This is a genomic window from Rickettsia endosymbiont of Proechinophthirus fluctus, from assembly GCF_001602635.1.
GTDB lineage: Bacteria > Pseudomonadota > Alphaproteobacteria > Rickettsiales > Rickettsiaceae > Rickettsia > Rickettsia rickettsii.
Genome location: NZ_LECS01000004.1, coordinates 140,844 through 159,265, shown reverse-complemented (window position 1 = coordinate 159,265; position 18,422 = coordinate 140,844). Strand labels below are relative to the sequence as shown.

The following is an 18,422-nucleotide window of genomic DNA, read 5'->3' as shown; positions in this document are numbered from 1 at the left end:
ATAAGATACCTGAGCATCAAATAAATTTGTATGAAAAGGCTATTATAAAACTTCGGAGTTACGTGGACCCAAATTATACGTTACCTCACAATAATACTCTAACATCCAATGAAAAAACAGAGGTTCTTAATGCCGTTAATACCCTTTTAATAGCAGATAACGAGACTAAATTAACTTCTGAAAAATCTGAAAAGATGTTCCAAAATGTTGAAAATGCTCTGCAAAATGATTCTTGCCATGAAAACACTTTAGAAATTGGAGTAGTTACCGCCTTATTAAATAATAACCTAAAAAAGTACAAGGATATACAAGTAAATGAAGTCAAAAAAACAAAAAGGGATTATTGCAAGCTATTCCCCCGATAATCAGCCAATAGAAAACTTAGAACAATTAACCCTTCAATATTATACAAAAAAAATCCATCAATATTATCAACTAAAAAAGAAAAAAGAAACATGAATTTTATCTGGCCATTCAAAAGATTACCAACTTCAATAATAATTCTTGGAATATTTCTAAAGAAGGTCAAATTAAAATTGATAATCAGGAAGTAACAAAAAGTACGGATAAATTTCTTGGCAAATATAGAGGATTTGATTATTACGGTACAATGTCTAAAAAAATCTATAACACCTTTGATAAAAGTAAAGTTACCTCTTTTGTTTCTGCTTTAAAAAAAGGAATAATATATCACAAACACGGAGTAACCGGAGTTAAACTTATTAAAGAAAATGCTTTTAAAGCTAAGTGGGACTGTGATGACTGATTATTTACGAATATATTATATTTTAATAAACAAGGGTTATTATTAAATGTTGATGAGTATGGTAACCATGCTGAAATAAAACAGTTTATTAGCGGTGTCATCATTTGGAGTTTTATAATGTAGAGTGATTAACTTTAAGATTCTGCTTTGTTGTATGACTCGATTTTTATTGTCATTGCAAGGAAATTGCATAGCAATTGACGAAGCAATCTCAGGATATTTGACGAGATTGCTACGCAGCCTATGGCTGCTTGCAATGATGTGGTGGTATCCACACAACAACACCTCCTCGCAATGACTATATCTATATTTAATGAGCAATGCCTAAAACTTAGGATAATTTTGTAGTAGAACTTAAATAATCGTTGCCGTATTTCTCAAAATAATCATCATATTTACCTTTAAAATCAACAATCTTTTTCCTATGGGAAAGAGTAATAATTCCGATCGTGCGTTACTAATATTACCGTACCATCAAAATCAATTAGAGATTTTTTCAGAGCTTCTCTTGACTCTATATCAAGATGGTTTGTCGGTTCGTCGAGTAGTAAAATATCGGGATTATTAAATAGACTTTGTACGAGTAATACACGAACGCTTATAACCTTCTGACAACCCAAAAAGCAGCTCATAATGGTACTTTTCGGCTATTCCAAAACCTACAAGCAAGCTAGCTGCAAAGATTTCAGCAGTATAACCGTCATTATCGTATATTACCTGTTCAAGTTCACCAAACTTATACCCATCTTCATCGCTACATTCCTGCCGATTTAATATCTCTTCTTTTGCTTGTAAAGCTTTCCATAACTCCTTCTTCCCTGCTATTACCGTATCTATCATTTTAGTATTTTCATAAAGAAACTGATCTTGTTTTAAACAACCTATTTTGGAGTTTTTTGGTATGTTAATCTCACCGAAAGCTGGCTCTTCTTCTCCTTAGTTAAGACTTTGAAAAAAGTTGTTTGACCTGCTCCGTTGGCACCTACTAAACCATATCGTTTATTGTTTTTAATATGCAAATTTACATCAGTAAATAGTATTCTTGTACCATGACTCATGGCTAAATCGTTTATAATAATCATATTTTTAGATGTCGTGGTTAAATGGTGTTATTGTATAGGACACCTAATCGCCATGGTGAACAACTGCAGATCTTGTTGCACGGCTCGTTTTATGTCATTCCAACGAAGGCGTTGTTGCATAGATACCGCCCTGTCATTGCAAGCAGTCGTAGACTGCGTGGCAGTCCAAAACAATAATAAAAAAAATTCTGTAAATCAGAATTTTTTACTGGATTGCTGCGTCAAAACTTACAGTTTTTCCTTGCAATGACGACCTTCAGTATCCACACAACAAGACCTATGCAGGCATAACATAAGAGCCATGCGGGCAATGCCGAGCTTGTGGCAAGATTCATAAATGCTTATTACTTAAAGTTAGTTTTGATGGATACCATAGAAGTTCACAGTATAACAATAAAAAATCTTATTTCTTCAATAGCTCAAGAGCTTTTGTAAAATCTACTATATATTCTTCTTCTTTTTTTAAGTCTTTAATTTTTAAGTTATTATTCGCCTGCTCTTCGTCACCTATAAAAATAATAAATTGAGCATTTTCATTAAAAATGCGTTGCATTCTTTTAGCTATTTTACCTAGGGATTCTATAATAATAGCAATATTTTCTGTTCGCAATTTATCTACAATTTCTAAAGCATAGCAAATATTATTTTTGCCTACAGGTAATACAAATACCGGCTTAACTTCAGATATATTATATTCCCGCATTAAAGCAATTCGCTCAATACCGGCAGCAAAACCGATAGCCGGCACATCATCGTTATTACCCATGATTTTAGCAAGCCCATCATAACGTCCACCAGCTAGAATAGTAGATTGGCTCCCTAACTTTTTTGTAGTGAATTCAAAAGCAGTATGGCAATAATAATCAAGCCCTCTAACCAAGCGTGGATTTATGCTATATTTCACATCTAAAATATCTAGATACTGTATTAATTCCTCAAAATATTCTTTGGATTCATCAGTGTAATATTCAGATAAAACCGGTGCGTTTGCTATTATTTTCTGATCAGTCTCACTTTTAGAATCAAGTATCCGCATTGGATTTTTGGATAACCTTATTTTGCTTTCTTCTGATAATTGATCTTTAAAATCATTGAGATATTCTACTAATCTTTGCTGATAAACGCTTCTTGATTCATTACATCCAAGAGAGTTAAGCTCTAAGGTAGTATCCTGCTCTATTTCGAGTGCTTTTAATATATCAACGGCTAACTTCAAAGTATCAGCATCAGTAATTGCTCCTTTAGCACCGATATACTCATAATTTAGTTGGTGAAATTGTCTTTGACGCCCTGCTTGCGGTCTATCATAACGAAAAACAGGACCGGTAGAGAAAAACTTTAATGGTAATTTATGTTGTAATCTGTTTGAGATGAGGCTTCTTATAATACATGCTGTAAATTCAGGTCGTAATGCTACGCAATCATTGCTTTTATCTAAAAAACTATAGATTTCTTTGCTAATTACGTCAGAGCTTTCACCCATCGAACGGTTAAAGACTTTAGTATACTCCACAATAGGAGTACTCATTTGTTTATAGCCGTACAATGCTCCAACATCTCTTGCTTTGTTAATTATATAGTCGTGAACTTTATAATCATCCGGCAAGAGATCTTTCATTCCTCGGAGTGGTTGCAGCTTTTCAGTCATTTGGTTAATTTTGTTTTGTTGCGTGGATACTACTAACTCGTCATTGCGAGGAGAGGTAAAGCCTTGACGTGGCAATCTCAGGAATTTTGTACTACTTCATGAGATTGCCATGCTCTCTACGTTCGCTTGCAATGATGGATATCCCCCTCTTAATTCTGCTCTTTTTGCATAAAAAACGATCTTATAATATATAAAACAAATATTGTAATAAACCAATATATTAATACACGGCCTGCGGTTAATAGATTAAATTCACCGTCATATATTTGAATAAATAGTAAATATGCACAAGCAACTAAAATAAACGGTACGATAATAAATACTAAAGGACATCTAAAAGGTCTTTGAGCATCAGGTAGCGTTACCCTAAATAATACCACTATTATTGTAACGGTTATATAATCAATAAGAGCTCCCATTGAAGTTAATTGCGTTAATAATTCCGTAGAACAAAATCCTCCAAGGATAGCGGCTAAAGAAGCAAATATTATAATCGTAATATACGGACTATCATATTTTGGGTGCAGCTTTGCAAAACTTTTCGGTAGTAAACCGTCACGTGCAATAGCATAAAAAATACGAGAAGTACCGTAAATATTCATCATCAACACCGTCATCATACCGCAAACTGCTCCGGTTGCAACAATAGCAGAGCCGATCTTGCTATTATTAATAGTTAAAGCATAAGCAAGCGGTTGATCGTTATTTAACTGATCAAAAGGTACAATACCGGTAACAAACCCTGCCATTGTTACATAAACTATAGTAGTTAGAACAAGTGAGCCAATAATACCGATCATTATATCGCGTTTTGGGTTTTTACACTCCTCAGCTGCGGTTGCAATCGTTCCAAAACCCGTAAAAGCTAAGAATAAAATAGACGCACCTACTAAAACATTACTAAAACCGAAAGGCATAAAATTACTCCAGTTAGTAGCATCAAAATGAGGGGCAGCAGCGAGTATAAATACAAATATTGCAGTCATTTTTATGAAAACTAAAATTGCATTTAGTCTCTTACTATCTTTAGTACCTAAATATAAAATAAATCCAATAAATCCTGAGATTAAAAATGCCGGTAAATTTATTATACCGCCGTTTGTCGGTACAGTAGTTAATGCTTTCGGTAAATTGATTCCACCTGCTGCTAGTATTCCTTGTACGTAGCCCGACCAGCCTGCAGCTACTATTCCTGCAGCAACACCAAGTTCTAATATTATAACACTACCGATCATCCAAGCAAATACTTCGCCAAATACTACATAGGAATAAGTGTAAATACTTCCTGATGTCGGAAGCATTGCAGCAAGTTCAGTATAAACAAGCGCTACAAAGATACAGGTAATACCTGCAATCGCATAAGATAACATTACTGCAGGTCCTGAATATTTAGCAGCAATTATACCGGTAACGACGAATACGCCTGTGCCGATCATCGCACCAAGACCCAGTAATATTAAATCGAATGCTCCAAGTGTCTTGCTAAGACCGCTTGAACTGCCTATCTCTTTTACTGATTCAAAACTTTTCTTCCTTAAAAAACTCATTAGTTTCTCCTGTTTTAGTGAGCTTATTTTTTTGTGAATTGTGTCTCATTGCGAGCGACTAAAAGGAACGTGGCAATCTCAGGAGGTCTAACTAGATTACCACGTCGCTTCGCTCCTCGTAATGACACAATCACCTTATCTCTCTAGTAATCCATCCACCGCCAAGTACTCTTTCACCGGCATAAATAACGCATGCTTGCCCAGGGGCAACGGCTTTTTCTTCGCATAAAAATTTTACTTTCATTTTATCATCACCGAGTTTACTTATTTCAGCTAGACGCGGCGGTCTTGTCGAGCGAATTTTAACTGCTACTTCTAACTTTTCGTTATCTTTAATCTCATCTGCAAGCCAATTCACATCTCTAATGATAAATTCCTGCACGTTTAATGCGGACTCCGGTCCTACATATACTATATTGTCCTTAGGATCAATTTTTACTACATATAAAGGCTCATTATAAGCTATACCAAGACCACGACGTTGCCCTATGGTGTAGTTAATTATACCGCTATGCTCTCCTAGCTCAAACCCGTTTACATGAATAATTTTACCGCTTTCACTACTATTTGGACGTATTTTATTTATTATGCTCTTATAATTTCCGTCCGGTATGAAACAAATATCTTGGCTGTCGGGCTTATCCGCTACCTCAAGCCCAAATTTACTAGCAAGCTTTCGTGTTTCACCCTTAGTAAGCCCTCCTAGAGGGAAACGTAAATATTCTAATTGCTCTTTAGTTGTCGTAAATAAAAAATAACTTTGATCTTTTGCTGGATCAAGCCCTGTATGTAATTCCGCTCCGTTATCACCGTTTATTTTTCGTACGTAATGACCGGTAGCAAGCTTATCTGCTCCAAGCTCTCTAGCCGTTTTAATTAGATCCCTGAACTTTACCAATTTATTACATTGTACACATGGAAGCGGTGTTTCACCTTGTAAATAGCTATCGACGAAATTATCTATTACCGACTCTTTAAATTTGTTCTCATAATCAAGTACGTAATGGGGAATACCTAGCTTATTTGCTACCATTTTAGCATCGTAAATATCCTGACCGGCACAACAGGCATTTTTCTTCCCTACTGCCATACCGTGATCATATAGCTGCAAGGTAATACCTATAACATTATGTCCTTGTTCATGCAGCATTGCGGCAACCGCCGAACTATCAACCCCGCCTGACATTGCGACAACTATAGTAGAATGCTTATCCCCTAAATTAATCATACCAACCTTAAACAAACAGCAAATTATACTAAATTTATAATTAAATTACAACACTATCTTTTAATATATTAAAATGCTATAATTGGTGTTGTTTAATAATTATCGATTTCGTCATTGCAAGCAGCCCTAGGCTGCGTGGCAATCTCATGCAATAATAACAAACTCCTGAGATTGTTTCGTCAATACTTCGTATTGCCTCGTAATAACGCTTTACTAATCCACCTGGGAATGACAAAATGCTTCAAATAATGCAAAAATTATATGTTATTTAAAATATTATACAAAACAGTTATTACATTAGCTCTAATTTATTTCATACTGATTATTTTAGAATATGCACGTCAAGGTTTTCTTAATGACTTATCGTTACAAAAAGTAGATTTATCTATTCAGAATTCCATAAAAGAACCAATTTATTTAGTTTCTTATGCCGACGGTCTGGAGTATGTTTATCGTAATCAAAATGCAACCACTCATTATGCAATTAATAAAGGTATAGACTTCATATTTAACTATAAGAAAAAGCACATAAATCAAGCGTTTATAGAAAAAAACCAAGAAATTTTTAATGCACCTGCAGGAGCGGGGTTATGGCTATGGAAGCCTTATATTATACTTGAAACAATGAAAAATGCACCAGAAGGAGCTATTATAGTATATTTAGATTCAGCATTTGTTATTAAAAAGCATATCAGTAATTTAACAAATCTTTTAGGCGATAATGATATATTACTGGTACATGATCGCAATCGTAAAAACGGTAGTTTTGTTAAAGGCGAAACTTTTGCTTTAATGGATTGCCTTACAGACGAATGCAGAAATGACGATCACATTTGGAGTGCCGTTATTATTGTGCGTAATACCAAGCTTTCTCGTTCTTTCATTGAAAAATGGCTAAAAAGTTGTGAAGATATTAGAATTCTTTCAGGTAAAAATTATAATATCCATCCTAACTACGATGAATATAAATGGCATCATTCCGATCAATCGGTACTGAGCCTTATATATCATAAAAATCCACAATCGGTTAAAGTAATAGAATATGAAGAAACAACACCTACTTTATCTTGGTTCCACCGTAAATATTCAAATAGCTCACCGTTAAAACCTTGGTATAGCATATACGGTATAGATCCTATAATTAATTTTAATACTAACGGCAAAGTTTTACCTGCTACCTCTCTTATCAATACTCCGACGATTGTTAGACTTCGTAAATGGGTTATCGAGTATATTCAATGAGCCGGTGTTGTTGCATAATTCCAAAGCCGTCATTACGAGCGAACGTAGAGAGCGTGGCAATCTCATGCAATAATAACAAACTCCTGAGATTGCTTCGTCAATTACTTACGTAATTTCCTCGCAATGACGACATCTCTCGTACTTTAAAAAAACTATAAGATAAAGTAAGTACTTTAATGTCTTGCATTTCAGGGTCAAGCTCAAAATCCTTATCTATATAAAATGTAACTGGCATTAAGACTCTTTCGCCGGCTTTTAATAATTGTTCTTCAAAACAAAAACAATGAATTTTTATGAAATATTTTCCTGCTTTATTTGGAGTAACATTATATACGGAAGTACCTATTATATCGTTATCGCTTAGATTCTCCATTTCATAGAACACTAGAGTATTCTGCCCCGGAACAATTTGTACTCTTTGCTGCCTTGGAATAAACCGCCAAGGTAAATCTTTATCAACATTAGCATCAAACTCGATAATTATAGGTTTAGTGCCTTTTACCTTAGAATATACACGCACCGTTTCTTTTGCAGTAGTGCCGCCATATCCTGTAACTTTACAAAATAAATTATAGATAGGTACGGAAGCAAAACTGAGTAACACCATACTAATTATTAATCCCAGCAAGGAAAAAGCTAAATTTTTATTGGATTTTTTAGACATTATTTGATTTTATTTAAAAATATTCTAGAAAAAGTTTATTTTAGATCATATATGTGTTAGTATAAGTTAGTATAAAAAAAATAGTTTTTAAGGTTAGTATGACTAATAATATTAATGCATTAGCAATTTCTAGCGAATCAGGGTTTTATAGCTACTTACAGAAAATCAATAAAATTCCTTCACTTACGCAAGAAGAAGAATTGTTATTAGCAAAATCCTATTTAGAAGGGAATGATTTACAAGCTGCACATAAATTAGTAACAAGCCATCTTAAACTTGTTGCAAAAATTGCAAGCAGCTATAGGACTTACGGTCTTCCTATTACCGAATTGGTTTCAGAAGGTAATATAGGTTTAATGCAGGCAGTAAAAAAATTCAATCCCGAACTTGGTTTTCGCCTATCAACATATGCGATGTGGTGGATTAAAGCAGCCATACAAGAATATATATTAAAATCTTGGTCATTAGTAAAGATGGGAACAACGACCGCACAAAAAAAATTATTTTTTAGTCTTAATAAAGTTAAGCATAAAATTACTAATTTATACTCAAGGGCTATTACTACCGATGATTTTGTACAAATAGCAGATGAGCTAGGCGTTTCGGTTAATGAAGTTTCTGAAATGAATACTAGAATTTCAGGTCCTGATTTATCGTTAAATAACTCTATAAATAGTGACGATGCAGAATCCGGAGAATTAATAGAACTATTACCGGAAACACGCCCTACTCCTGAAGCTATGGCCATTAATAAGCAAAATTCTACCAGTAAAAGGCAGTTACTATCAAATGCTATGAAGATTTTAAACGACAGGGAACTGCGTATTTTAACAGAGCGTAAATTAACGGATACTCCTAAAACTCTAGATATTCTAAGCAATGAGTATAATATTTCTAAGGAACGTATTAGACAAATAGAAAATACAGCTTTTGAAAAAATAAAGAAGTTTATTTTAAACCATAGTAGAGAAGTAGCTTAAGCCTTATTGGATTGTCATCCCGTGGCTTGACCACAGGATCTAAAAACAACTAATAGTATTTTTACTGGATACCGCAATTAAGTCACGGTATGACAACGGAAAAACAATCCACTCAACAATGCGTTCGTATAAATGACATTAGTTCAGTACACCTGACCATTCTGGATCAGAAGCATCTGCCGGTGTCATAATTTCTCTTTCATTATGACCTGTTAGATCAATTGCAAAAATTTTGTTTTTTCCTGGAGCTTTAGCGCTCGACGGCCAACCTTTAGCAAACATAATAACTCGTCCGTTAGGCGACCAACAAGGACTTTCGACTAAATATCCGCTTGTTATTATCCTTTCACTATTCTTATCATCTTGAGGACATGCTTTCATAATTCCGATATTAAAAGTTTTTCCTCCGTCTCCTTTAGTAATCTTAGTAAATGCTATATAGTCTCCTCTAGGCGACCAGCTAGGAGCTGCGTAAGAACCACCGCCAAAACTAATACGCTGAACGTCACTTCCGTCTGAATTCATGATATATAATTGAGGCACACCGTTTCTATCGGAATTATATACAATTTTTTTACCGTCCGGTGAATAGCTAGGAGAGGTATTAATACCGAATCCGTCAGTCAATTTATGAAGCCGTTTAGTAGCAAGGTCGATTTCATAAATATGCGTCGAGCCGTTTTTAGCTATCGACATTACAGCTTTTCTACCGTCTGGTGAGAATCTAGGAGCAAAAGATATACCGGGAAAATCACCTACTACACTTTCTTTGCCTGTTTTTAAATCTTTTTCATAAACAAGTACTCTTCTTTTAGTAGCATATGAAACATAAAAAATCTTATCCGCCGAACGAGCAAATCTTGGGGTTAAGACTAGTGACTTTCCATTGGTAAGGTATTTATTATTAGCCCCGTCATAATCCATCAAAGCAATTCTTTTTATTTTCGGTAAAGAGCTGCTTTCTGATACATACACTATTTTAGTGTCAAAATAACCGGCATCACCGGTAATTTTTTCATAAATTTTATCGGCAATTTTATGTGCTGCTCTTCTCCATAGATTTTTCGGTACTTCAAGAATTTCACCGACGAGCTGTTTTTCAAGCAACGTATCCCATAATATAAAGCTAATTTGAAATTTACCGCTTTCTAGTTTTTTAACTTCACCGTTTACTAAAAGACTAGCATTAATTTGACGCCATGCAGCAAAAAGCGGTTTATATTCTATTCCTGTCTTCTCTTCTATAAAAGAGGCAGCAGAAATAGGACGGAATAACCCCGAAAGCTTTAAATCATTAGAGATAACTTTAACCATATCGTGACCTAATACATCAGCGGCAGAATTATCGGCATCAAATTTATTGACCGCTATAGGTGTTGGATCAGCTCGCCCATGCTCAATGTTTATTGTTTCAAGTGCATAGCTGGTAACGCTAAATAATAGTGATAGTATAAAATATATAATATTTCGCACTTAAAATGCTCCTTTTGATCAAATTCCGTTATGGTTGTTGTATGTCATTCCTGCTTTCGCAGGAATGACATGCATTACCCAAAAATCTTCATCAGTTCTTCCCATTCTCTCTTAGTCATATCACTAGTTTCATGGGTAACTTTTTCACCGTTTATCATTCTTTTAATTACATCCAAACCTTTACGTGAAATGTTTGCTCCCTGCAAACGATATTCTTCAAAAGCTTCGTAAGCAAAAGGCACCCAAGCTTTGACTATCTCAAGCATCTTTTCAGCATAAACTCTAATTTCATATTGAGCGTGAGGGTCGGCTCGCAATCTTAAAAAATGAAGTAAATTATGTAAATTAATCTTCCAATACCATTCCGTATAATAATTTAAAGTTAAATTCATACGAGCAAGCTCTCTTGCTACCCCTGTGGCGTTCTCATCTATAATATTACCCTCTTCATCGGCATTCATCAGTTCTTTATAATGCCTGTAGCACTGTCTAGCATCTTCCTCTAAAATTGCAAGGACCTTTTCAGCCACTTCTTGCGGTAAGCTATCCCCTTCCCTACATTGTTTATTTACAGCAGATTGGGAAGCAATATTTGCCGGTTCAGGTAGATAAAATTCATTACCTAAAATAGAATACCTTGCCGAATATTCGTTAACGCTAGCTGTTCTATGCCTAATCCATTGCCTTGCAATAAATATCGGTAGTTTAATATGGAACTTGATATCACACATCTCAAAAGGAGTGGTATGATAATGACGAAGCAAGTAGTTTATCAGCCCTTTATCGTGGTTTAATTGCTTCGTACCCTTACCATAAGACACACGAGCTGCTTGTACTATAGCACTATCATCCCCCATATAGTCGATCACTCTAATAAAGCCGTAATCTAACACTTTTATAGGCTCATATAAGATTTCTTCAAGTGCCGGGACTGTTACTCTTTTTGTGGTGTTATGCATTCTATTTATCCTTTATGTCTTTCTTTAAATTAACCTTTCCGATGTCATTACTGCGTTGTTGCGTGGCTCGTTTTATGTCATTCCCGCATAGGCGGGAATGACATAAAGTTATGGCAAATAACTATATAAATTCTTACCGTTTCTTTTTAGCCATAATTTTGCCGGTTGGTATTCGGGATATATATACTCAACTAGCTCCCAAAAATTTTTACTATGGTCCATTTCTTTTAAATGTGCCATTTCATGAGCTACTAAATATTTCAGTACTTCAAAGGGGGCAAAAACTACCCGCCAATTAAAAACAAGATTCCCTTTGCCACAACAACTCCCCCAACGGCTAACATTTTCCATTATTCTAATATTGGAATAAGTCAAATTATGTTTTTTAGATATATTCTCTACTATTATTTTTATTTCTGCTAATAATTTCTTTTTAAGGAATACTTCTATACTAAGTTTTTTTAGTACCTGACTACAACAATACACTTCTAACGTAGAATCATTTAATTTTATCTGATTTTTAGACGAATCAATATGTATTATTTCATAAGATTTACCCAAAATAGAAATCTTATCTTCATCTTGTGGTATCACAGTTACATTACGACGTAATTTTTGCCTAACCCAATATTCTTGACTTAACAAAAAATTATGACCTTTTTCAGCTTTTACCTTAAGAGGTAATACAAGCTCTGCACCTTTAGATGTAATGCGGATGGCTATATTTTTAGCTTTGCTACTCCTTCTTACTATAACATTTTGAGGTTCACCATATTTGGTAAGAGTAATAACATCTTCCATTTAAAATTCTATATACTTATTAGGATCAACTGCTATTTTATTTTTACGCATAGCAAAATATAATTTATGTTCTACATGTCCGATAACACTATTTCTAGCAATTTTATCACCTTTTTTCAGTAATAAATCATCTAAACTCGCATATGCTACTTCTAGATCGTCTTTATCTAATTTAACTATTACTAAATTACCGAATTGCTTATTATAACCTGAATATATTACCGTTCCTGCAGCTATCGATTTAACTTCACTATATTCTTGAGCTACAATATCTATCCCTTTACTTTTACCGGCTTTAAACTCGGTAATAATTACCCCATTTAACGGTTTTACAAAGTTTAATTGTTCTATCGATTCTTCATCTTCGTCTTCATTCCGAGACATAGGAATCTCAATATCATCATTATCATCTTCTATAATTTTTGCCTTTGGCTCTTCGAGTCTACCGCTAACTTTTTCTGACGCGGGATTGTCTTCCATAGTTCTTTGAACTATCATACCCTCATCGTGATCTAGTGCGGTAGAATTATTATTTGCAGTAACATCTCCTACTTTATACTCAATTGGAGCCGGTGGCTGATCAACACAAGCAACTAAACAAAAACATATAACGATACTAAGTACAACAGGATATTTCATATATTTAACAAAACTATTATTTACATTAGAAAACAAATCTTACATAGTATATAATTTTTATCATTATTTTTCATCAAAAAATTAACTATGAAAACTTATAATATTGTCATAGCTAGTGATCATTCAGGTTATAAGCTTAAGTCTGAAGTTATCAATTATTTAGAGCAGAAATCTCTAAAGATTTATGACTGCGGAACAAATAATACACAAACCGTTGATTATCCTGATTATGCTAAGAAAGTAGTAGATATTATTATTGAAAAATCAGCACCTATCGGTATTTTAATTAGTGATACGGGGATTGGTATGTCTATAGCTGCGAATCGTAGCTCGGAAATAAGAGCCGCTTTGTGCAACAATATATTAACTGCCGAAAATGCTAAAGCTCATAATGACGCTAATATCTTGATACTCGGAGCAAAAACCATAGACCAAAAAATAGTATTTGATATTATAGATAAGTTTTTAACTACCCAATTTGAAGGCGGCAGACATAGCACCCGCCTATCAAAGATAAAATAGTTGTATAAACTGTTAAACATTGTTATTATTCGTCATTGCGAGGAGAGGCAAAGCCTCGACTTGACAATCTCAGGTATTTTGCACTATTTCATAAGATTGCTACGCTCCTTGCAGTCGCTTGCAATGACGATTCGGTATCCATGCAATAAAGCCAAACTATAATATAAATTATGCTGCTTAATATGAATCTTCAAGAGTTAAAACAAAAATATAATTACGATGTTGCAACGAAAATGATGCAGCAATATCTAGACATTAAATTTGCTCATTTAGATTGTTTACTGCTATTTAGAATGGGTGATTTTTATGAAATGTTCTATGAAGATGCAATTCTAGCAAGCAATGTACTTGGCATTGCTTTAACAAAGCGCGGCAAAAACGGCGAAGAAGAAATTGCGATGTGCGGGGTACCTTATCATGCCCTTGAGAATTATTTAACGAAGTTAATTGAAGAAAATTATAAGGTTGCTATTTGTGATCAACTAGAAACACCTGAAGAAGCAAAGAATAGAGGCGGTTATAAAGCGGTAGTTACTAGGGATGTTACACGTATTATAACTCCGGGAACTATAATTGAAGAAAATTTAATTGCTTCAGCCGAACCTAATTATTTAGTAAGTCTCGTAATACCGGACAATAAAGAAACAGCTAGCCTTTGTTATGTTGATCTTTCTACTTCCGAAATTGTTGTAGTTAATGTACCGGAAACGGAAATTCTTAATGAGCTGGCTCGTTTAAAACCTCGTGAAATTCTGCTTAGCGAAAATCTAAGATCTTCTAATCTTGCGGATAGTATTTTCAAACAATTAAATTTTCGTATTACCTATCAAGTTGATAGTTTTTTTGCGATTAATAAATGCAAAAAAATCATTTTAGATTTTTATAAAATGAAAGATATTAAAGGAATCGGCGAGATATCTAGTAGTCAAATTTGTGCCATAGGTAGCGTTTTAGAATATTTATCGTTAACACAAAAACAAAATATTCCTCATTTGCCAATCCCTAGAATTATCAATTTTCATAGCTATATGACTATTGATTTCTCTACTAGACGCAACCTTGAAATTGTCATAAACTCACAAGGCGGCTTGCAAGGAAGTTTATTAAGCACCCTTAATCATACGGTTACTAAACAAGGTGGACGTTTACTATATAATTTTCTTTCAAGTCCTTTAACCAATATTGCTAAAATAAATCATCGTTTAAATATTACCGAGTTCTTTTATTCCAACTTAGAAATAGTAAAAAAAATTAGAGAACTTCTAAAAAAAACTAGTGATATAGAACGCTGCTTAACACGTATTACGATGAACAGAAGTTCAGGTCGTGATTTACTTAGCATTAAATATACTTTAGAAACGGCAACGATTATTAAAGGAGTATTCTTTGACGCTTACGGTTTTAATTTACCTGATTTTATCGAAAAAATTATTAAACCTCTATCAGGTGATGCAGAATTATATAATTTAATAGACGAAACAATACGAGAAGATGCACCGAATAGTTTAAATGATGGAGGTATAATAAAACATGAATATCATCCGAAAGTAGCCCAATTACATGATTTAATTAATAACGGAAAATTATATATTGAAAAGCTAAAAGATCAATATCGCAAAGAAACGGGAATAGACAGTTTAAAAATATCTCATAATAATGTTATAGGGCTTTTTATCGATATCACCGCTAAAAATGTTAATAAAATCCTTGATCCCAAATTTATTCACCGTCAAACAACGGTTAATCATGTTCGTTACACTACTGCTGAACTACAAAAGCTTGAAAGTGAGTTAGTCAATGCTCAAACCTTAGTAATAAGCTTAGAACAAGAATTATATGCGGATATTTGTAGCCAAGTAATCGAAAAAGCTTCCTATTTACGAATGCTTGCAAGCTCCTTAAGCGGGCTTGACGTATTTTGTAATTTTGCTTACATCGCTGATGAATATGATTATGTTAAGCCTGAGTTTACCGATGATTTAAGCTTTGATATCGTTAAAGGACGGCATCCTGTAGTAGAGGAAGCACTACAGCGAGAAAGCAAAAGCTTTGTATATAATGATTGTCATTTATCAGAGCTGGAGCGTATTTGGTTAATTACCGGTCCTAATATGGCAGGTAAAAGTACTTTTTTACGTCAAAACGCCATTATTGCAATCATTGCTCAAATAGGTTCGTTCGTACCGGCCAAAAGTGCTAAAATAGGGGTAGTCGACAAAATATTTAGCCGAATAGGTGCTGCCGATGACTTAATTAAGGGACAATCGACCTTTATGGCAGAGATGCTTGAAACCTCGGCAATCCTTGCTCAATCTACAAAAAACTCACTAATCATACTTGATGAGGTAGGTAGAGGCACATCCACTTATGACGGGGTATCTATAGCATGGTCGGTGCTTGAATATATTCATGATAAGCTGAAATGTCGCTGTTTATTTGCAACGCACTATCATGAGCTAACCGTTATGAGTAATTTCCTGCCGGCTTTGCAAAATTATACTATTGCTATTGAGGAGTCAGGTAAAGATATTCTATTTTTACATAATATTATATCAGGTGCTGCCGATAGGTCCTACGGTCTTCATGTTGCGGCTCTTGCCGGTCTTCCTGCGAGTGTTATAAACAGAGCTGAGCAGATTCTGCTTAAATTTGAAAAAACTTCTACAGGTAAAGGAAAAAATATTTTATCAACGGAATCAAATAATTTGAGTTTGTTTTATCTTGAACCTAATAAAACTACTATAAGCAGCAAATTAGATAAAAAATTCAGCACTATCGATCCTGATAAACTATCCCCTAAAGAAGCACTTGAGTTAATTTATGAGTTAAAGAAGTTGGTTTGATACGAGTTTGGCAGTGCCTGCGTGGATCAGTTTTTTCATCATTGCAAGGAAAAACTGCAAGTTTTGACAAAGCAATCTCAGGAGTTTGTTATTATTTCATGAGATTGCCACGCAGCCTACTGCTGCTTGCAATGACGATCTAGTATCTATACAACCTTGCCTCCCTTTCCAACCAATATTTACTACAGGCGAAAAAATGAGGATTAGCGAAACTTTCTTTACCGTAAGTAATTTCTTGTCCATGCGTATCTAAAATATTACCACCGCCGGCTTTAATTAAAGCATGACCTGCCGCTATGTCCCATTCCATAGTTTGACCGAATTTTGGATATATATCAGCTGCTCCTTCAGCAATTAAGCATAGTTTCATTGAACTGCCTATTGCATTTATTTGACCAAATGAATACTTACTTAAAAATTCTTTAGTAGCTTTATTTGAATTACAAAAACCTATTACCGCATGAAGCTCTTCATGTTTAGGTTCATGATTAACAAATATTTCTTTAGAATTCTGTTCGATTTTTAACCGACCGTTTACATCAGTATAATATAGCTTTGCTGTTTCAGGGTGATATATCAAGCCGATGGTTGGAACACCGTTTTCAATAAGCCCTATATTGACCGTATATGTACTTTTACCGTTTACATAGCTCCATGTCCCATCAATAGGATCGATTAACCAAAAAGTATCACTGCTGAATATAGGTAGCGGCTGCTCTTCACATACTATAGCTATTTGAGAGGTTAAGGTTTGTAGAGTTTGATAAATTATTTTACTAATTTCCTTATCGGCATTAGTGACTACTGCCCCATCTGATTTAATATCAGTCAACATTCCTGCCTTTTTTATATCTAGTGCAATCTTGCCGGTATTAATAATTAAATCTTTTAAAGCATTAATTAAATTGTCATTCATAATTATTTATTTAACATCTTTGCAGCTGTATCATCTTCTAACCACTGACCGGTATTTAAAAACGTGGATTGCTGCAACTCAGCAATTTGATGATCAGGTGACCCCGGTAACATTTGCCACCCCAAATATTCAATTCCATAATATCCTATATCAACCATACTTAAATAAGAGTCCATATTTTCTAAATCTTTTTTATTATTTGCAAAAATTACTATTTTTTTAGGTTGTTTCGGTATAATTTTTAAGAACTCTATAAGAGCTTTTACTCTATTTATATTACCGGTAAATATTATACCTAAATAAAAAATAGGTGCTTCAGCATCGCTTGGATTAAATCTAAATACATCTTTATCATTAACTTTATTAGTAAAATTAATATTGAGTCCGTAAAGTAAGGTATATAACCATCCTTCATAATTTTCAATTAAATTACATGGGGCCGTTATTTCCTGAAGACCTAAAACCGTTGCACCTTGCTGTTTCATCTTATTAATTAAATCTACCCATTTAGATTCAACAAGCATCATCTGACGCTGCACTATCAATTTTGCAATAGTTTTATTAACTGATGCGTTATCCGCTGCAAGACTATATAAATATTTAGTAAAATTTATATAAGAATTACCCTGATATCGAAATAATTTGGATTTCGGTGTTATGATAGTATTATCTATATTTATAAGTACCAGCGTATCTGCATCTATCTTCGGTAATAAGTTTTTCATTGTTACTGAATCTACGGAGTAAGTAGGAATAATTTGACCGTATCCCGCATACGCAATAACTAAGCAAAGTAAACTCAATAAAACTTTATTTATTCGTGTCATAAGGATTTTGACCTTTTGCATTATTATTCTTTAAAGGTGGATTATTTCTTTTTAGCTTATTTATTTGAGATATTAAATCATTAATCAGTTTAGTATAATATGCAACATCTTTATTTTTCGGAGTATTTTTATTATTATAATGATAACCAATAAATAATATATTAGAACTATAACTACTAAGTTGTAATTCCATTAATCTTAGTAATTCTAAGCTACTACTAATCATTATAAAGCATTTCGGTATAAAATTCATTTGAATAAGGAAATTGAGCATCATTTCCGCTT

General features: G+C 33.9%; 15 protein-coding genes and 4 pseudogenes. 6 read left to right on the top strand and 13 right to left on the bottom strand.

Annotated elements, in window-relative coordinates:
- Nucleotides 1-365, top strand: a 365-nt coding sequence (locus BG75_RS07140; protein ID WP_252903595.1) for a hypothetical protein, incomplete at its 5' end; no start/stop codon positions are given.
- Nucleotides 316-766, top strand: a pseudogene (locus BG75_RS09575) (hypothetical protein). The gene BG75_RS07140 and the pseudogene BG75_RS09575, both read left to right, overlap by 50 nt.
- A gap of 158 nt (nucleotides 767-924) precedes the next feature.
- Here the strand turns inward: BG75_RS09575 and BG75_RS09570 are convergent.
- The 5 genes and pseudogenes from BG75_RS09570 to mnmA all read right to left on the bottom strand — a co-directional run.
- Nucleotides 925-1,061 (bottom strand): annotated as a pseudogene (locus tag BG75_RS09570) (polysaccharide polymerase); the annotation flags it as partial.
- A 512-nt stretch (nucleotides 1,062-1,573) separates the two neighbouring features.
- Nucleotides 1,574-1,848: pseudogene (locus BG75_RS10790) on the bottom strand (ATP-binding cassette domain-containing protein); the annotation flags it as partial.
- Between the two features lie 403 nt (nucleotides 1,849-2,251).
- Nucleotides 2,252-3,496 carry a histidine--tRNA ligase gene (hisS, locus tag BG75_RS02630; protein WP_062811866.1) on the bottom strand — a complete coding sequence of 415 codons (1,245 nt, stop codon included), beginning with the start codon at nucleotides 3,494-3,496 and terminating at the stop codon, nucleotides 2,252-2,254.
- A 149-nt stretch (nucleotides 3,497-3,645) separates the two neighbouring features.
- On the bottom strand, nucleotides 3,646-5,043 hold the full coding sequence (locus BG75_RS02625; RefSeq protein ID WP_062811349.1) for an amino acid permease: 1,398 nt from the start codon (nucleotides 5,041-5,043) through the stop codon (nucleotides 3,646-3,648).
- 130 nt (nucleotides 5,044-5,173) lie between these two features.
- Nucleotides 5,174-6,271, bottom strand: coding sequence for a tRNA 2-thiouridine(34) synthase MnmA (gene mnmA / locus BG75_RS02620; protein ID WP_062811348.1), 1,098 nt, complete (start codon nucleotides 6,269-6,271; stop codon nucleotides 5,174-5,176).
- Between the two features lie 261 nt (nucleotides 6,272-6,532).
- Here mnmA and BG75_RS02615 point away from each other — a divergent pair, with 261 nt between their 5' ends.
- The gene (locus BG75_RS02615; protein WP_062811347.1) at nucleotides 6,533-7,513 is read left to right on the top strand and encodes a hypothetical protein; all 981 of its coding nucleotides are present in this window, start codon (nucleotides 6,533-6,535) and stop codon (nucleotides 7,511-7,513) included.
- 97 nt (nucleotides 7,514-7,610) lie between these two features.
- On the opposite strand, the gene BG75_RS02610 is transcribed toward BG75_RS02615, so the two are convergent.
- Nucleotides 7,611-8,177, bottom strand: a complete 567-nt coding sequence (locus tag BG75_RS02610; protein ID WP_062811346.1) for a cytochrome c oxidase assembly protein — start codon at nucleotides 8,175-8,177, stop codon at nucleotides 7,611-7,613.
- A 98-nt stretch (nucleotides 8,178-8,275) separates the two neighbouring features.
- Between BG75_RS02610 and rpoH the strand changes: the two genes are divergently transcribed.
- On the top strand, nucleotides 8,276-9,157 hold the full coding sequence (gene rpoH / locus BG75_RS02605; RefSeq protein WP_062811345.1) for an RNA polymerase sigma factor RpoH: 882 nt from the start codon (nucleotides 8,276-8,278) through the stop codon (nucleotides 9,155-9,157).
- 138 nt (nucleotides 9,158-9,295) lie between these two features.
- Here rpoH and tolB read toward each other — a convergent pair whose 3' ends face one another.
- The 4 genes from tolB to BG75_RS02585 form a co-directional block, all read right to left on the bottom strand.
- A complete protein-coding gene (tolB, locus tag BG75_RS02600) occupies nucleotides 9,296-10,630 on the bottom strand; it encodes a Tol-Pal system beta propeller repeat protein TolB (RefSeq protein WP_062811344.1) in 1,335 nt (444 codons plus the stop codon).
- Nucleotides 10,631-10,704: 74 nt separating this feature from the next.
- A complete protein-coding gene (thyX, locus tag BG75_RS02595; protein WP_062811343.1) occupies nucleotides 10,705-11,589 on the bottom strand; it encodes an FAD-dependent thymidylate synthase in 885 nt (294 codons plus the stop codon).
- A 108-nt stretch (nucleotides 11,590-11,697) separates the two neighbouring features.
- On the bottom strand, nucleotides 11,698-12,390 hold the full coding sequence (locus BG75_RS02590) for a M48 family metallopeptidase (RefSeq protein ID WP_062811342.1): 693 nt from the start codon (nucleotides 12,388-12,390) through the stop codon (nucleotides 11,698-11,700).
- Complete coding sequence (locus tag BG75_RS02585; protein WP_217284869.1) at nucleotides 12,391-13,065, bottom strand: murein hydrolase activator EnvC family protein; 675 nt, start codon at nucleotides 13,063-13,065, stop codon at nucleotides 12,391-12,393.
- A gap of 51 nt (nucleotides 13,066-13,116) precedes the next feature.
- Here BG75_RS02585 and rpiB point away from each other — a divergent pair, with 51 nt between their 5' ends.
- Both rpiB and mutS read left to right on the top strand, forming a co-directional pair.
- Complete coding sequence (rpiB, locus tag BG75_RS02580; protein ID WP_062811340.1) at nucleotides 13,117-13,551, top strand: ribose 5-phosphate isomerase B; 435 nt, start codon at nucleotides 13,117-13,119, stop codon at nucleotides 13,549-13,551.
- 182 nt (nucleotides 13,552-13,733) lie between these two features.
- Complete coding sequence (gene mutS, locus BG75_RS02575) at nucleotides 13,734-16,394, top strand: DNA mismatch repair protein MutS (protein WP_062811865.1); 2,661 nt, start codon at nucleotides 13,734-13,736, stop codon at nucleotides 16,392-16,394.
- 139 nt (nucleotides 16,395-16,533) lie between these two features.
- On the opposite strand, the gene BG75_RS02570 is transcribed toward mutS, so the two are convergent.
- The 3 genes and pseudogenes from BG75_RS02570 to BG75_RS09555 all read right to left on the bottom strand — a co-directional run.
- A complete protein-coding gene (locus BG75_RS02570; RefSeq protein WP_062811339.1) occupies nucleotides 16,534-17,310 on the bottom strand; it encodes a 3'(2'),5'-bisphosphate nucleotidase CysQ in 777 nt (258 codons plus the stop codon).
- Nucleotides 17,311-17,312: 2 nt separating this feature from the next.
- Nucleotides 17,313-18,158, bottom strand: a complete 846-nt coding sequence (locus BG75_RS02565) for a DUF2608 domain-containing protein (RefSeq protein ID WP_062811338.1) — start codon at nucleotides 18,156-18,158, stop codon at nucleotides 17,313-17,315.
- A pseudogene (locus BG75_RS09555) lies at nucleotides 18,121-18,422 on the bottom strand (hypothetical protein); the annotation flags it as partial. The pseudogene BG75_RS09555 and the gene BG75_RS02565, both read right to left, overlap by 38 nt.